The organism is Photorhabdus aegyptia (genome assembly GCF_000612035.1).
GTDB lineage: Bacteria > Pseudomonadota > Gammaproteobacteria > Enterobacterales > Enterobacteriaceae > Photorhabdus > Photorhabdus akhurstii.
Map to the genome: position 1 here is coordinate 26,090 of NZ_JFGV01000013.1, position 15,933 is coordinate 42,022.

Annotated in this window: 13 protein-coding genes; 2 read left to right on the forward strand and 11 right to left on the reverse strand. The window is 44.0% G+C overall.

The features are described 5' to 3' along the window. Nucleotides 1–47 precede the first annotated feature (47 nt). Nucleotides 48–533, reverse strand: a complete 486-nt coding sequence (gene folA, locus BA1DRAFT_RS05820) for a type 3 dihydrofolate reductase (RefSeq protein WP_036776994.1) — start codon at nt 531–533, stop codon at nt 48–50. 178 nt (nt 534–711) lie between these two features. Between folA and BA1DRAFT_RS05825 the strand changes: the two genes are divergently transcribed. After that, the gene (locus BA1DRAFT_RS05825; RefSeq protein ID WP_036776995.1) at nt 712–1,326 is read left to right on the forward strand and encodes a LysE family transporter; all 615 of its coding nucleotides are present in this window, start codon (nt 712–714) and stop codon (nt 1,324–1,326) included. Nucleotides 1,327–1,422: 96 nt separating this feature from the next. Here the strand turns inward: BA1DRAFT_RS05825 and carB are convergent, their stop codons facing one another. The 8 genes from carB to ribF all read right to left on the reverse strand — a co-directional run bounded on the left by carB (nt 1,423) and on the right by ribF (nt 12,898). Further along, nucleotides 1,423–4,647 (reverse strand): carbamoyl-phosphate synthase large subunit, encoded by a 3,225-nt coding sequence (gene carB / locus BA1DRAFT_RS05830; RefSeq protein ID WP_036776996.1) that lies wholly within the window; start codon nt 4,645–4,647, stop codon nt 1,423–1,425. 15 nt (nt 4,648–4,662) lie between these two features. Next, nucleotides 4,663–5,826, reverse strand: a complete 1,164-nt coding sequence (gene carA, locus BA1DRAFT_RS05835) for a glutamine-hydrolyzing carbamoyl-phosphate synthase small subunit (protein ID WP_036776997.1) — start codon at nt 5,824–5,826, stop codon at nt 4,663–4,665. Between the two features lie 434 nt (nt 5,827–6,260). Then, nucleotides 6,261–7,082 (reverse strand): 4-hydroxy-tetrahydrodipicolinate reductase, encoded by an 822-nt coding sequence (gene dapB / locus BA1DRAFT_RS05840; RefSeq protein ID WP_036776998.1) that lies wholly within the window; start codon nt 7,080–7,082, stop codon nt 6,261–6,263. 120 nt (nt 7,083–7,202) lie between these two features. Beyond that, nucleotides 7,203–8,156, reverse strand: coding sequence for a 4-hydroxy-3-methylbut-2-enyl diphosphate reductase (ispH, locus tag BA1DRAFT_RS05845; RefSeq protein ID WP_036776999.1), 954 nt, complete (start codon nt 8,154–8,156; stop codon nt 7,203–7,205). Then, entirely contained in the window at nt 8,137–8,607 is a 471-nt protein-coding gene (gene fkpB, locus BA1DRAFT_RS05850; RefSeq protein ID WP_036777002.1) for an FKBP-type peptidyl-prolyl cis-trans isomerase, read from the reverse strand. Before fkpB ends, ispH begins: the two co-directional genes overlap by 20 nt. A 5-nt stretch (nt 8,608–8,612) precedes the next feature. Continuing rightward, complete coding sequence (gene lspA / locus BA1DRAFT_RS05855) at nt 8,613–9,116, reverse strand: signal peptidase II (RefSeq protein WP_036777004.1); 504 nt, start codon at nt 9,114–9,116, stop codon at nt 8,613–8,615. Then, a complete protein-coding gene (gene ileS, locus BA1DRAFT_RS05860; protein WP_036777006.1) occupies nt 9,116–11,929 on the reverse strand; it encodes an isoleucine--tRNA ligase in 2,814 nt (937 codons plus the stop codon). Before ileS ends, lspA begins: the two co-directional genes overlap by 1 nt. A 24-nt stretch (nt 11,930–11,953) precedes the next feature. Beyond that, nucleotides 11,954–12,898 (reverse strand): bifunctional riboflavin kinase/FAD synthetase, encoded by a 945-nt coding sequence (gene ribF / locus BA1DRAFT_RS05865; protein ID WP_036777009.1) that lies wholly within the window; start codon nt 12,896–12,898, stop codon nt 11,954–11,956. Between the two features lie 350 nt (nt 12,899–13,248). Here ribF and rpsT point away from each other — a divergent pair, with 350 nt between their 5' ends. Beyond that, nucleotides 13,249–13,512, forward strand: a complete 264-nt coding sequence (rpsT, locus tag BA1DRAFT_RS05870) for a 30S ribosomal protein S20 (protein WP_036777011.1) — start codon at nt 13,249–13,251, stop codon at nt 13,510–13,512. 71 nt (nt 13,513–13,583) lie between these two features. Here rpsT and nhaR read toward each other — a convergent pair whose 3' ends face one another. Together nhaR and nhaA are read right to left on the reverse strand one after the other, a co-directional pair. Next, nucleotides 13,584–14,498: a transcriptional activator NhaR gene (gene nhaR / locus BA1DRAFT_RS05875; RefSeq protein ID WP_036777013.1), complete on the reverse strand. Its 915-nt coding sequence runs from the start codon at nt 14,496–14,498 to the stop codon at nt 13,584–13,586. 209 nt (nt 14,499–14,707) lie between these two features. Further along, the gene (gene nhaA, locus BA1DRAFT_RS05880) at nt 14,708–15,874 is read right to left on the reverse strand and encodes a Na+/H+ antiporter NhaA (RefSeq protein ID WP_036777016.1); all 1,167 of its coding nucleotides are present in this window, start codon (nt 15,872–15,874) and stop codon (nt 14,708–14,710) included. Between the last annotated feature and the right edge of the window lie 59 nt (nt 15,875–15,933).

A 15,933-nucleotide genomic window follows, 5' to 3' on the forward strand; every position in this document is an offset into this window, starting at 1 on the left:
TAAAGCCAGACACGCCGTGAAAAAAGCTCATCGGCGTGTTCTATCAATTAGAGGCGACGTTGTAAAATCTCAAAACAGTAGCTGTGAGAATTTAATTCATCGGCATCATGGTATTCAGTAAATTCAGAATCCCATTCATCCGGTTCATAGTCAGGAAAATGCGTATCACCGATCACTTCTGCATCAATGTGCGTCAGGTACATACGACTCGCTTGTGAAATAAATTGGTCATAAACTTTACCGCCACCCATGACCATAACCTCTTCTGCATCACCCGCCACAGCCAGTGCTTCATCAACTGAACTGACCCAAGTTACACGTTCATCATTACCCGGCTGATTACTCAATACAATATTGAGCCTTCCCGGTAACGGGCGACCTATAGATTCATAAGTGACTCGCCCCATAATAACGGGTTTATTCAATGTATTACGTTTAAACCAGGCTAAATCCCCCGGCAGATTCCACGGCATTTTACTCTCCATGCCGATAACCCGATCCATAGCTAAAGCAGCGATCAAGCTGATATTCATTAAGCCACCTTATAGGCAAATAGTATAAAAATTGATGACACTATACGGAAAGGGATGTACCCAGTCGATAGGCTCAACACCTTCTTAAGTACAAAAAATTAATTTATACTTGGTTTATTACTTAAGACATTTATTGATCAAAATAATAACAAAACTAATATTAACTATAGGGTACATTATGCTGGAAACATCACTAATCGTCATCACTATCTCAACGTTAGGTATGCTCTCTCCCGGTCCTGATTTCTTTCTGGTAGTCAAAAATGCCATACGTTACCAACGTTCTGCCGCTATGATGACAGTTATGGGCTTAATCGCCGCTATCGCTTGCCATATGGTTTACTGTGTCGCCGGGTTGGCGATTGTTATCACCACAACACCGTGGCTATTTAATCTGATGAAATATGCTGGAGCGGCTTATCTTATTTGGATTGGGATCAATAGCTTGTTTTCTCGCGGAGGGAATACTCTCACTCTCGATGCTCAACCACGACAGATCATCACTTTCAAAAAAGCGTTTATGCAGGGGTTTTTATGTAATTTGCTCAATCCCAAAGCAACGTTGTTCTTCCTGGCAATATTTACTCAGTTACTAAATATCAATTCTAGTGTTGGTGAGAAATTGTGGTATGCCTCTATTATCTGGGGACTGGCGGTTATCTATTGGCCACTGTTAGTCATATTAATTCAAAGCGCACCAGTACGCCGCGGATTAGCTAAAACTCAGAAAGTTATTGATAAACTACTAGGTATTGTTTTGATTGGCTTAGGTGTCAAAGTAGCTCTGGGATAACAGACAGTGATTCTTTCTCTTTAATTTTTCAATAAACATAAAAAGTGCGCCTAATAAAGCGCACTTTTTTATTACTTCAATTAATCAAAATACAGACTAACTTTTAATTGCCGCATGCATTTCCTGTACAGAAATCACCTGCTCAGTTGGATCTGCACTCAGTGCCATCGTTGTCGCAAATCCACCATTCAATGTGGTGTCATAATGCACTTTATATTGCAGTGCACTACGGCGAATAAGTTTGGAATCCTCAATTGCCTGACGACCGGCAGTCGTATTTACAATATAGCTATATTCACCATTTTTGATTCTATCCTGAATATGCGGACGCCCTTCGTGAACTTTGTTCACCAGACGAGGGTTAATCCCCGCTTCACCGAGCACAACCGCAGTACCATGAGTCGCATCCAGTTCAAAGCCCTGTTTCAGCAACTTAGCGGCCAAATCCACGACTCGGCCTTTATCACCTTCACGCACTGACAGAAGCGCTCTACCACTTTGTGGCATTTTGGCGCTACACCCCAATAGTGCTTTTGAGAAAGCTTCGGCAAATGTACGCCCAACGCCCATTACTTCTCCAGTTGACCGCATTTCAGGCCCAAGAATCGGATCTACACCTGGAAATTTGTTGAAAGGCAATACAACCTCTTTCACCGAATAGTATGGAGGTATGATCTCTTGAGTTGCACCTTGCTCAGCCAGAGATTGACCAACCATCACTCGAGCTGCAACTTTCGCTAGTGGTAAACCGGTCGCTTTAGAAACAAATGGCACAGTACGAGCTGCACGCGGGTTAACTTCAATCAGATAAACCTCGTCATTCTTGACGGCAAACTGGACATTCATCAAACCACGCACACCTAATTCAAATGCCAGTTTTTCTACCTGCTTACGCATAACATCCTGAATTTCCTGACTTAAGGTGTAAGCAGGCAGTGAGCAAGCTGAGTCGCCGGAATGCACACCTGCCTGCTCAATATGTTCCATAATGCCGCCGATCAAGACACGCTCACCGTCACAGATAGCGTCAACGTCCACTTCCACGGCATCATCAAGGAAACAATCAAGCAATACCGGGGCATCATTAGAGACACTAACCGCAGTCTGGAAGTAACGGCGTAAGTCAACTTCGTCATATACGATTTCCATCGCGCGGCCACCCAAAACATAAGATGGACGAACCACCAACGGATAACCGAGAATGTTTGCCTTCTCAACTGCGCGTTCTATCGTGGTTACTGTGGCATTTTCAGGCTGTTTCAGGCCAAGACGATTTACTGCCTGTTTGAAACGTTCACGATCTTCCGCACGATCAATCGCATCCGGGCTGGTACCAATAATAGGAACACCGGCGATTTCTAGTTCACGAGCCAATTTCAGCGGAGTCTGCCCACCATAATGCACAATCACCCCTTTTGGCTGTTCAACACGTACAATCTCAAGAACATCTTCCAAAGTCACCGGTTCGAAATAGAGACGGTCCGAAGTATCATAATCTGTTGAAACGGTTTCTGGGTTACAGTTCACCATGATGGTTTCATACCCATCTTCACGCAGTGCCAGGGCTGCATGAACACAACAATAGTCGAATTCAATCCCTTGCCCGATACGATTAGGGCCACCACCCAATACCATGATTTTTGGCCTATCACTATTCGGATTAGCCTCACACTCATCTTCATAAGTGGAATACATGTATGCAGTATCAGTCGCAAATTCTGCCGCACAGGTATCAACGCGCTTATAAACCGGATACAGATTATATTTGTGGCGCAGCTTGCGGATCTCTTTTTCGGCCACACCGACCAGTTTTGCCAAACGCGCATCAGCAAAACCTTTGCGTTTCAGATGACGCAGGAAGTCGGCCGTCAAGCTGTTAATGCCCTGCTCTGCCACCTGCTCTTCCAATCGCACCAGTTCTTCAATTTGTACTAAGAACCAGCGATCAATATCAGTCAGGTTAAACACACCATCAACAGACATACCCGCACGGAAAGCATCGGCGATATACCAGATACGTTCAGCACCTGCATCTTTTAATTCGCGACGAATTCTAGTCAGTGCTTCTGGATCATCTAAATTGACTTTCGGATCAAAACCGGTTGCCCCAATTTCCAAACCACGCAATGCTTTTTGCAAAGATTCTTGCTGAGTACGGCCAATCGCCATCACCTCACCAACAGATTTCATCTGGGTTGTCAGCCGATCATTAGCGCCAGCAAATTTCTCGAAATTAAAGCGAGGAACTTTAGTGACTACGTAGTCGATAGAAGGTTCAAAGGAAGCTGGCGTGCGACCACCGGTGATATCATTCATCAATTCGTCAAGGGTATAACCCACCGCCAATTTAGCGGCAATTTTAGCGATCGGGAAACCTGTCGCTTTCGAAGCCAGCGCAGAAGAGCGGGAAACACGTGGATTCATTTCGATGATAACTAAACGGCCATTTTTTGGGTTCACTGCAAACTGTACGTTAGATCCCCCAGTTTCCACACCGATTTCACGCAATACCGCCATCGAAGCGTTACGCATGATTTGATACTCTTTATCCGTCAGTGTTTGCGCCGGAGCAACCGTGATGGAATCACCGGTGTGAATCCCCATCGCATCAAAGTTTTCAATCGAGCAGACGATAATGCAGTTATCATTTTTATCCCGCACAACCTCCATTTCATACTCTTTCCAACCAATCAGAGATTCATCAATCAAGAGTTCGTTGGTTGGTGAAAGATCCAAGCCACGCTCACAAATTTCTTCGAATTCTTCACGGTTATAAGCAATACCTCCTCCGCTTCCTCCCATAGTAAAGGAAGGACGGATAATACAAGGAAAGCCAACTTTATCAGCAACCGCCAGCGCTTCTTCCATTGAATGGGCGATACCAGAACGCGGAGTTTCCAATCCAATCTTTTTCATTGCTATATCGAAACGGCGACGATCTTCTGCTTTATCAATCGCATCGGCGGTAGCTCCAATCATGGTAACGCCGAACTCTTCCAGTACTCCCTGACGCTCCAGTTCTAGCGCACAGTTGAGTGCAGTTTGTCCGCCCATTGTTGGCAGAATCGCATCAGGACGCTCTTTTTCAATGATTTTACGCACCACTTCCCAGTGGATCGGCTCAATATAAGTGGCATCGGCCATCTCTGGATCAGTCATAATGGTAGCAGGGTTCGAGTTCACCAGAACAACACGATAACCTTCTTCTCGTAACGCCTTACAGGCTTGTGCTCCTGAATAGTCGAATTCACAAGCCTGACCAATAACAATTGGGCCAGCACCCAGAATCAGGATACTTTTAATATCAGTACGTTTTGCCATTTTATTTTCTCCTGATTACTTGGTGTTATGACGATTATTTTTCTGACAATACTGTTCAATTAGGTCAATAAAGTGATCAAATAACGATGCTGTTTCATGTGGGCCAGGGCTGGCTTCTGGATGCCCCTGGAAACTGAATGCGGGTTTATCCGTGCGATGAATCCCTTGCAACGTACCGTCAAACAGAGATTTATGAGTAACGTTCAGATTTGACGGTAGTGATTCTTCATCTACAGCAAAACCGTGGTTTTGGGCAGTGATCATGACAACATTACATTCAAGATCCTTTACCGGATGGTTAGCACCATGATGGCCGAATTTCATTTTCATGGTTTCCGCGCCACTCGCTAATGCCAGCAATTGGTGTCCAAGACAGATACCAAAGATTGGAATCTCTGTCTCAAGTAGGGTTTTAATTGCTTCGATTGCATAGTCACAAGGTGCTGGATCCCCCGGTCCATTAGATAAGAAAATACCATCTGGATTCAGTTTCAGTACATCTTCAGCCGGTGTCTGGGCAGGAACAACTGTCAAGCGGCAGCCACGATCCACCAACATTCGCAAAATATTTCGTTTTGCACCAAAGTCATAAGCAACAACATGATAAGGCAGATCCTGCTCTTGCTTATCTTCCGGTAATCCCCCCGCCAGTGTCCAGCTCCCCTGTAACCACGGATAAATCTGTTTAGTCGTCACCTCTTTTGCTAAATCCATCCCCTCCAGTCCCGGAAACGCCTGCGCTTTTTCCAGTGCAACCTGAGCATCAATCTGTTTACCTGCTATAATACAACCATTCTGTGAACCCTTTTCTCTTAACAAACGCGTAAGTTTACGGGTATCAATATCTGCTATCGCAACAATATTATGGCGTTTAAGGTAATCGGAAAGCGTTTCTTCACAGCGAAAGTTACTGGTCAACAGTGGTAGATCACGAATCACCAGCCCTTGGGCCTGTACTTTGAGTGATTCTTTATCGACTGAGTTAACACCGATATTACCAATATGAGGATAAGTAAGAGTGACAATTTGGCGGGAATAGGAAGGGTCTGTGAGAATTTCTTGATATCCGGTCATCGAGGTATTGAAAACCACTTCCCCAACTGCCGCCCCTTCCGCACCGATGGCACGACCGTGGAATTGGGTTCCGTCTTCCAGAACCAATATAGCTGACTTAATCAAAACACCCTCCAAAGAATAATTACTCGCAATTAGTGCATATTAATTCAGATTTGTTCCTCAAAATCAATGCAAAAGCTGCTTTTTAGGCAAAATTTTGGCAAATTGCGCGCATTCTAATGATGAGAGGGGGAGTTGTCTACAAAAAATGTTACTTTTCTTATTTTTTTACACATTTCACTGAGTGAGTTAATGAAATAAGACTAAAAACAGCACCAAAACTAATTCAGAAAACGGTAATCAGCATAGAAAACTTGATTCTCAGATGAAAAGTTAAAAATAATCATAAAAAGGAGAAAAAAACAAAAAATCAAGGTTGGAAATAAGACAAAAATAGAAAAAATAGACCAAAAAATAATAAAATTAAATAAAGAAATTAAAAATCGCACAATGAAATTTTTAATTATGCGATATCAATAAGTTATAAAAATGTTTTTTCAAAGCAAGTCGAGATTCAGCACATCTTTCATATCAAAAAGACCACTATTTTTACCACTTAACCATAAAGCAGCCTTTACAGCGCCATTTGCAAACGTCATCCGACTGGAAGCCTTATGCGTTATCTCTACTCTCTCCCCAATATCGGCAAACATAGCGGTATGCTCACCCACAATATCCCCGGCACGGACAGTCGCAAAACCAATACTTTTCGCATCACGTTCACCGGTATAACCTTCACGGGCATAGACAGCACACGACTTAAGATCCCGCCCCAAAGCATGCGCAATAGATTCTCCCATTGCTAAAGCTGTTCCTGATGGCGCATCCACTTTATGGCGGTGATGCGCTTCGATAATTTCGATATCGCTATACTCCCCCATCACTTTCGCTGCTTTTTCTAATAACTTAAGTACCAGATTCACACCCACGCTGAAATTCGCAGCAAAAACAATCGGGATATCAGCAGAAGCCTCTTTAATTGTCTGCTTACCAGCCTCATCAAAGCCAGTTGTACCAATCACTATCGCTTTACCGTTCTGGCGACAAATTTCAAGATGAGCCAACGTTCCCTCCGGACGGGTAAAATCGATAAGGACATCAAAATTATCAATGATACTTTTCAGATCATCACAAACAGTCACACCTGTATGACCAATACCCGCCAACTCTCCGGCATCAGCGCCAATCAGAGAAGAACCTGAGCGTTCCAATGCTGCCCCAAGAGCCACACCATCTAATTGATAAATAGCCTGAATCAACTGACGTCCCATACGCCCACCAGCGCCAACAATAGCAACACGAATATCTGTATCAGCCATAAGCCCTCACTATGAAGTTAGTCCTTTTCCTGATTTAACATGATGATCAGTCAGATGAATGTTTTAAATAAAGAGTATATACACTACTTTATTATTATTTATCTTGATAAATTAGATTATTTATCTAACTTCTTTGACTTCAACACGTAACTCTTTCGGTACTTCAAACACAATATTTTCTTCCCTACCATGTAATTCCCTGACAGAATCAGCCCCAAGATTTTTCAGGCGTTCAATAACTTGCTGAACTAAAATATCCGGTGCCGAAGCGCCAGCGGTTACACCAATCAGGGAGGTACCGGTAATCCACTCTTCTTTAATATCTTCAGCAGAGTCTATCAGATAAGCAGGCTTACCAACTCGCTGAGCTAACTCAGCAAGACGATTAGAGTTAGATGAATTCTTCGAACCGACAACCAAAACAATATCGGCATCAGACGCTAGATCCCGCACCGCTTCCTGACGGTTAGTCGTCGCATAGCAGATATCATCTTTACGAGGACCAACAATGTTTGGGAATCGCGCATTAAGTGCATCAATCACTTCTGAAGTATCATCAACGGATAACGTGGTTTGAGTCATAAAACACAAGTTGTCTTCATCTTTGACTTTCAAGTTCCATACGTCTTCCGGAGATTCGACCAAATACATTCCACCTTCCGCATTGTTGTACTGCCCCATTGTACCTTCAACTTCGGGATGTCCAGCATGACCAATCAGAATAGCTTCTTTGCCCTTACGGCTGGCTCTTGCTACCTCCATATGGACTTTAGTCACTAAAGGACAAGTCGCATCGAACAACATGGTCAAATTGCGGGAACGCGCTTCTGCACGAATAGCCTGTGAAACACCGTGTGCCGAAAAAATCAGAATCGCATCATCCGGTACTTCTGAAATTTCTTCAATAAAGACAGCCCCTCGCTTGCGCAGGTTATCTACAACATAACGATTATGCACAACTTCATGACGAACATAGATCGGCGCACCATATAATTCCAGTGCGCGTTCTACGATACTGATAGCACGGTCAACGCCGGCACAAAAACCGCGAGGGTTAGCCAGCAATATCTGCATGGTTTTCCTCCAATTGTGGTTCAATTTCCAACACTTCGACTTCAAACGTAACATTCTGATCAGCTAACGGATGATTGAAATCAACAGTCACAGATTCTTCTGTTACGGCTTTGACTATGCCTGGCATTTCACTGCCATTCATCGCCGTAAATAACATTATAGTGCCAATTTCAGGCATCCCCGTTTCAGCAAAATCACGCGGAGTAAAATATTGGATTAGATCAGGATTCGGTTTACCAAATACAGCCTCACCAGCCAGAGTAAAGGTATGTTTATCTCCCTCTTTTAGCCCAGTAAGCTGCTGTTCCAAAGGTGAGGAAAGGGTTCCATCACCTAAACGAAATAATGCAGGTTTACCCTGAGTGTAAGTGGAGTCGGCAATGGAGCCATCTTGCAGTTTTAAAATGAAATGCAATAAAACTGCACTATCCTCCTGCACCTGGTTTGACATATTACTTATCCCACTTTGATTGTCTTTTCATCAGGGTTTAAAAAGCTATCAATGATAACCAATCCAGCCCCGATACATATCGCCATATCGGCGATATTAAAAGTTGGAAAGTGCCAATCACCGACATAAAAATCAATAAAATCGATGACAAAACCATGAACCAACCGGTCAAACAGATTACCCAATGCTCCACCAATAATCAGGGCATAAGCGATATTATTCAGTTTCTTCTTTGCACTGGCACGATACATCATCACCATCAATACAACTGAAATAGCAACAGCAATGAATGCAAATAGCCAACGCTGCCAACCGTCTTTCTCTGCAAGGAAACTGAAAGCCGCCCCAAAATTCTGGGCATAAGTCAGATTAAAATAAGGTATCAATGGAACGGATTTATACAGATGAAAGTGTTGCAACACTAACTGTTTACTACCCAGATCCAGAATCAATACCACAACAACTAACCAAAGCCAGCGAAGGCCGGTGGAGCAAATGGGTTTATTCATCAGGCAAACTTACGTTCTTCGCCGTTACCGGCAACATTAGTTACACAGCGGCCACAAAGTTCTGCGTGTTCCGCCACCAATCCCACATCTTTAGCGTAATGCCAGCAACGAGGGCATTTTTCGCCATCCGCTTTGCGGAAAGCAATTTTCAAACCATTGATTTCGCTTTGTTGCGCATCTTCACCAGCCTGCTCATAATCTGCAACAACAGCCTGAGATGTTAGCAGAACGAAACGCAATTCATCTCCGAGGCTATTGAGTTTGTCCGCCAGTTCATTATCGGCGTACAACGTCACTGCGGCTTCTAATGAACTACGGATATGTTTGTCTGCCCGGGCCTGCTCCAGCACTTTGTTAACTTCACCACGCACTGCCAACAAATCAGCCCAGAAAGCATCATTCATTGCTTCGCCCGCGGCCAGACCAAACAAACCGTCATACCACTCTTCGGTAAATACATATTGAGTACGTTTGCCAGGCAACTCATTCCAAACTTCATCGGCAGTAAAGGAGAGGATAGGCGCCATCCAGCGAACCAACGCTTCCGCAATATGATACAACGCAGTCTGACAACTACGACGCGCCACACTGTCGCTCTTAGCGGTGTACTGACGGTCTTTAATGATATCGAGATAGAACGATCCCATCTCCACAGAACAGAATTGCATCATACGCTGAACAACGGTATGGAAATCATATTCATCGTAGCATTTTGCAATGTCTGCCTGCGCTGCCTGAGCTCTGCCTACAGCCCAACGATCCAGCACCGCCATCTCTTCTGGTTCAACCTTATGCTGTTCAGGATCAAAACCATTCAAGTTTGCCAACAAGAAACGCGCCGTGTTACGGATACGACGATATGCATCAGCAGAGCGTTTCAAGATCTCATCAGATACCGCAATTTCACCGGTGTAATCAGTAGAAGCAACCCATAGACGCAGAATATCTGCCCCTAATTTATTTATGACATCCTGAGGACTGATGGTGTTACCGATAGATTTAGACATCTTACGGCCCTGACCATCGACAGTGAAACCATGCGTTAACACCTGACGGTAAGGCGCTTTACCTTTTATTGCCGTTGAGATCATCAGGGAAGACATAAACCAGCCACGGTGCTGATCTGAACCTTCAAGATAGATATCCGCAGCGTTACCCTGGAATTCAGGGCGAGCATCAACCACCGTTGCGTGAGTTGATCCCGAATCGAACCATACATCCAACGTATCAAAAATTTTGGCATAGTTAGCCGCGTCATCACCAAGCAGTTCGGCGGGTTCCAGATCCCACCACGCCTGAATGCCGTCAACTTCAACACGTTTCGCAACTTCTTCCATCAATTCGATAGTACGTGGATGAAGTTCTTCTGTCTCTTTATGGACAAAAAGAGACATCGGCGTGCCCCAAGTACGTTGACGTGAAATACACCAGTCAGGGCGGTTTTCAACCATTGCCTCAATACGGGCCTGACCCCAACCCGGAATCCACTGAACTCCTTTGATCTCTTGCAACGATTGTTTGCGCAGACCCTTTTGATCCATGCTGACAAACCACTGCGGCGTAGCCCGGAAAATAATAGGCGTCTTATGGCGCCAGCAACAAGGATAACTGTGCTGTAATTTTTCCAAATGCAACAAAGCATTGTTTTCACTCAGGATATTCAGCACAACATCATTCGCCTTAAAGACAAACATGCCATCCAGTGAAGGATAAGTGCCGGGCAGATAGCAACCATTAGGACCAACCGGATTTGCAACTTCCAAGCCATATTTCTGACCAAGAACAAAGTCGTCCGGGCCGTGACCTGGCGCCGTGTGCACAGCACCGGTACCTGCATCCAGAGTCACATGATCACCTAGCACAACCGGTGACTCAAAATCCATAAACGGATGTTTGAAGCGCAGCAGCTCCAGAGCGGACCCCGCACAATGCCCTAGCACTGCCCACGAAGTTATACCCGCACGCTGCATCACACTTTCTACCAAATCAGCAGCCAGAATCAGACATTCGCCCTCAATCTGCACTAATTGATAGCTAAATTCAGCATGCAAAGCGATCGCCCGGTTAGCTGGCAACGTCCACGGCGTGGTTGTCCAGATAACCAGAGAGACTGGTTGATCTGGTGCCTGCACCCCAAATTTCTCACAAACGGCGGCTGCATCAACTGCCTTAAAACGCACGTCAATCGACGGCGAAGTCTTATCGTAATACTCAACTTCCGCTTCGGCCAATGATGAACCACAATCAGCACACCAGTGAACAGGTTTAGCGCCTTTCAACAAATGACCATTAGCGATAATACGGCTCAATGCGCGAATAATGTTGGCTTCGGTCTTAAAGTCCATCGTCAGATAGGGACGTTCCCAGTCACCTAATACGCCCAGACGAATAAAGTCTTTCTTCTGACCTTCAATCTGCTCTTTGGCATATTTACGGCACTCGGCACGAAATTCAGCGGCGGAAAATTTTTCCCCGGGTTTACCAATAATCTGCTCAACCTTAAGCTCAATAGGTAAACCGTGGCAATCCCAACCAGGAATATATGGCGAGTCATATCCCGCCATCCCTTTGGATTTAATAATAATATCTTTGAGAATCTTATTGACTGAGTGACCAATATGAATATTGCCATTCGCGTAAGGAGGGCCGTCATGCAGAATAAATGTTTTTTTACCGGCTTTGGCTTTACGAATTACCTGATACAACTCATCTTTGTACCAACGTTTTAACATATCTGGTTCGCGCTTTGCTAAATCTCCACGCATTGGAAACCCTGTTTCTGGCAGATTCAGGGTATTTTTATAGTCACTCATTCGATTCTCAATTCCAATTTTCCGCTAGATACATGACACAGGCCGCTGTTTAAAAAACTCCCTCGCAGCGACCAAATCATTAGCAATTTGCTGCTTGAGTGCATCAAGAGAAGCAAACCGCTGCTCATTACGCAATTTTTTGCGTAACACCACATCAATATAACGCCCATAGAGATCCATTTGGGTATCAATTAGATGTACTTCAAGTTGTTGACCCTGACCAGAAACTGTTGGACGTGTACCAATATTGGCAACACCCGGTAAGGGCTTATCTCCTACACCATAGACTTCAACAACATAAACGCCTTGTACAGGAACCACTAATCGTTTTAACGGCAAATTAGCTGTTGGAAAACCAATAGTGCTTCCTAATCGTTTACCGTGAACGACCCGGCCGCAAATACTATATGGATGCCCCAATAATGTTTCGGCTAATACCAAATCATCATTTTGCAATGCTTGACGGATAGCTGTACTGCTGATCCGCAAACCATTATCACAAAAACTCTCACTGTTAGTCACATCAAAGCCGTATGTTTCACCGGCTCGTTGCAAAAAGGCAAAATCACCACTGCGAGCTTGACCAAAACGAAAGTCGTCTCCTACAGCGAGAAACTTAACACCCAATTTTTCCACCAGCAACCGTGAAACAAAAGCTTCTGGCGTATTTGCCGCAAAATTTCTGTCAAATTTCACGCATAATAAATAATCCACGCCACATTGGGCGAGATATTTAGCCTTATCCCTCAATCTCGTCAGACGCGCAGGAGCATTGCCCTTAGCAAAAAACTCCAAGGGTTGTGGCTCAAAAATCATGACCATTACTGGTAATCCAAGACGCTGCCCTTCGTGTTTTAAGTGTTTCAGTAGTGCCTGATGACCTCGGTGAACGCCATCAAAATTACCAATCGTCAACACGCAACCGCGGTGACATGTCCGGATATTACGTATACCGCGAATTAGCTCCATAGCTGGCTCAATACCCTGGAAATTGCCAAATTATACCTTGTACAAAGCTCAAGGTTAACCCACCATCATAAGATGATTTAAATCAATAGCCCTGATTCATACAACAAAAACGAGCAGGAATCCCGAAAAATATTCATTTTATTTCTATCTGGACTATTCAATGAGATTTTTATTGTGAAAGACTGTATTCCCGCTAAGTAAGCTGATAAAATCCTGCGCCATCACAACGAAACAAGTTGCCGCGGTACAACGGCGCTTATTTGCACAAATCCATTGACAAAAGAAGGTTGAACAGGCATATTCCTCGGCCTTTGAATTGTCCTCGATAGAATATATTTGGGAGTTGGACCTTGGCTAATATCAAATCAGCTAAGAAACGCGCCATACAGTCTGAAAAACGTCGTCAGCACAACGCTAGCCGTCGTTCTATGGTGCGTACCTTCATCAAGAAGGTATATGCTGCTATCGCTACTGGCGATAAAGAAGCTGCACAGAAAGCATTTAATGACATGCAACCTATTGTCGATCGTCACGCCTGTAAAGGTCTGATCCACAAAAACAAAGCAGCACGTCATAAATCTAATCTGACGGCTCAAATCAACGCAATGCAATAATTTGCGTTTGGATTACTGAAAAACCGGCCTGCGCCGGTTTTTTTGTGTTTGCAGTTATTATCAATTATTTTTTAAGCGCGCTTCTTAGGTGGCACATTAAACAACGCAGAAAAATCTTTATTACATACCCTTTGAACAGCCGGGTGTTGAATCATTCGTTCAGCAAAAATCACATAATACTCTTCCTGCACCGCATCCAACCGACCAATTTCAGCAATATCATTATCTGCAAAAATATCATTGGTATACAAAGATGGCGCTACAAAAATCGCATTATGATACATACCAAACGCTTTCATTAACGCGGCATCATCAAATTCACCCAATACTTCAACCTGAAGATTTTTATTACGTATCCAAGTCAACAGCTTACGCCCCAACATAGAGCGGCGTCCTGGAACCAATAAGCGACGTTCCTCCAAACATTCCGGGAAAGGTTTTCCCGGGATAGGTTGTCGGCAGAAAAAACTCACATTACATTCACCCAGTTTTACTGAAAATAGCCCTTCCTGCTGGGAAGAATCCACCGGACAATCAGACAATATCATATCGAGTTTGTGCTGGCTGAGTTGTTCCAGCAACAATTCATGAGTTGATTCAAAACAACGTAGATGGATCTGTTCATGCTCCACAACCGCCGTTTCCAATACCTGACTAACCAGACGTTTGGACAGTGCATCAGCAACACCAACATCAAATAAAAGGTTAGATTCACGGCTGTAGTTAACGATATCCAACATCTCCTGGCTCAGCATAAACATCTTATCCGCATAGCGGAAGATAAGCTGCCCTAGTTCCGATGGTACTAAACCCCGACCTTGACGTTTGAACAGCTTGCCTCCCAGACGCTCCTCCAGCGCCTTTATCTGTCCAGTAATCGTCTGAGGTGTTAGATAAAGCGCCTCTGCCGCCCCAACCACAGATCCTTCCTTGCAAACATGCCAGAAATAATAGAGATGATTAAAATTCAGATGTGACACCCGCATATATTTTTCCTTATGTATCGCTTTCGTCTAACAGACTACCTAGCCATACATCTCTAATTTACCGTTTTACGGCGATTTCCTGTTTTCCACTACATAAAATATCCGCGATACCATTTTATTATTGTACCGCGAGTACAAAAATGAGAGTCAGTTCGGAAATTCTTTCTGAAACTACCGGCTAAATTAATGAATTTACCACGGCACTGCCATCACTTTTTCTTTGGTAAGACCATTCGTAACAAGCCATAACCCATAAACGCAGCGATGGTTGAACCCATCAGAATGCCAAGACGAGAATAGATACTGAAAGATTCATCTACCCCTTCAAAGGCCAATCCTGAAATAAAGATAGACATAGTAAAACCGATTCCACAAAGAACGGAAACCGCAAATATCTGTTTAAGATTAATCTGCTGTGGCAATTTAGCAAATCCGATCTTAATAGAAATATAGCTAAACAGAAAAATTCCCAATGGCTTACCAATAAACAGAGCCACAGCAATACCTAGCGGTAATATATCGGTCAAACCACTTAACGTAACGCCATTCAGGACGACGCCTGCATTGGCAAAGGCAAATAATGGCAAAATAAGATACGCCACCCAAGGGTGCAAACCATGCTCAAGTGATTCAGATGGTGAATGACCATTCTGGCTACGCAGAGGAATCAGAAAACCAATGATGACGCCAGCCAGTGTTGCATGAACACCTGATTTCAGGATGCAAACCCAAAGAATAGCGCCAACAACCAGATAAGCCGATGTTTTTTCGACACCACGCCAATTCATCCAAACCAGCAAAGCAATCATCGCGGCTGACAATCCAAGCGCCACAAAAGAAACTGTTTTGGTATAAAACAGAGCGATAATCACGATAACGCCCAGATCATCAATAATCGCTAGCGCCAACAAGAAAACTTTGAGTTCTGTTGGTACTCGTTTAGACAATAGCGCCATCACACCCAAGGCAAAAGCAATATCGGTTGCCGCAGGAATAGCCCACCCCTGACGGGTAAACTCATCATTACCATTAAATAACAGATATATTAGTGCCGGAGCGACCATACCACCTATCGCCGCTATCACCGGAAATACTGCCTTATCACGCCCTGCCAAAGAGCCTTCCAGAAGTTCCCGCTTTACTTCCAGACCAACAATCAAGAAAAAGACCGCCATTAAGCCGTCATTAATCCACAACAATAAGGGCTTATTGATCTCCAGTGCAGCGAATTGCACTACCACCGGAAGATTAAGAAATTGCTGATAAATATCTTGTAGTGGTGAGTTTGCCATTATCAGCGCAATAATGGCAGCAATGATAAGAAGGAGCCCTCCAGCCGCTTCTAATTTCAGGAATTGACGAATAATTGCTGTCACGATGATTAACCTCTGAAATTGATCGGACTTAAATGGTACTCTAGCGATGGTTTCGAAAA

What these genes read in the sequence shown, in the direction of transcription:
- dapB (WP_036776998.1), bottom strand. Translation starts at nt 7,082, where the DNA reads ATGGCTGATACAGATATTCGTGTTGCTATTGTTGGCGCTGGTGGGCGT.
- ribF (WP_036777009.1), bottom strand. Translation starts at nt 12,898, where the DNA reads ATGGAGCTAATTCGCGGTATACGTAATATCCGGACATGTCACCGCGGT.
- ispH (WP_036776999.1), bottom strand. Translation starts at nt 8,156, where the DNA reads ATGCAGATATTGCTGGCTAACCCTCGCGGTTTTTGTGCCGGCGTTGAC.
- lspA (WP_036777004.1), bottom strand. Translation starts at nt 9,116, where the DNA reads ATGAATAAACCCATTTGCTCCACCGGCCTTCGCTGGCTTTGGTTAGTT.
- folA (WP_036776994.1), bottom strand. Translation starts at nt 533, where the DNA reads ATGAATATCAGCTTGATCGCTGCTTTAGCTATGGATCGGGTTATCGGC.
- fkpB (WP_036777002.1), bottom strand. Translation starts at nt 8,607, where the DNA reads ATGTCAAACCAGGTGCAGGAGGATAGTGCAGTTTTATTGCATTTCATT.
- nhaR (WP_036777013.1), bottom strand. Translation starts at nt 14,498, where the DNA reads ATGCGGGTGTCACATCTGAATTTTAATCATCTCTATTATTTCTGGCAT.
- BA1DRAFT_RS05825 (WP_036776995.1), top strand. Translation starts at nt 712, where the DNA reads ATGCTGGAAACATCACTAATCGTCATCACTATCTCAACGTTAGGTATG.
- carB (WP_036776996.1), bottom strand. Translation starts at nt 4,647, where the DNA reads ATGGCAAAACGTACTGATATTAAAAGTATCCTGATTCTGGGTGCTGGC.
- ileS (WP_036777006.1), bottom strand. Translation starts at nt 11,929, where the DNA reads ATGAGTGACTATAAAAATACCCTGAATCTGCCAGAAACAGGGTTTCCA.